Raw genomic sequence first — 241 nt, forward strand, 5'->3', positions numbered from 1 at the left:
TACCGCCTCTGCGCTGTCGTTCATGCTCGAGAATCTCGGTAAACCGGTCATTGTGACAGGGTCACAAATCCCGCTGGCTGAGTTACGCTCTGACGGACAAATTAATCTGCTGAATGCGTTGTACGTTGCGGCGAATTATCCGATCAACGAAGTAACGCTCTTTTTCAATAACCGATTGTATCGCGGCAACCGCACTACCAAAGCCCATGCCGATGGTTTTGATGCGTTTGCCTCTCCAAAC

At 50.2% G+C, this 241-nt stretch carries 1 protein-coding gene; it reads left to right on the forward strand.

Annotation, left to right across the window (positions count from 1 at the left end; all coding sequences use genetic code 11):
* Positions 1-241: asparaginase domain-containing protein (locus HMPREF0549_RS09085; RefSeq protein ID WP_003718012.1), on the forward strand; the 241-nt coding region annotated here is incomplete at both ends.

It is taken from the genome of Limosilactobacillus vaginalis DSM 5837 = ATCC 49540 (genome assembly GCF_000159435.1).
Classification (GTDB): domain Bacteria; phylum Bacillota; class Bacilli; order Lactobacillales; family Lactobacillaceae; genus Limosilactobacillus; species Limosilactobacillus vaginalis.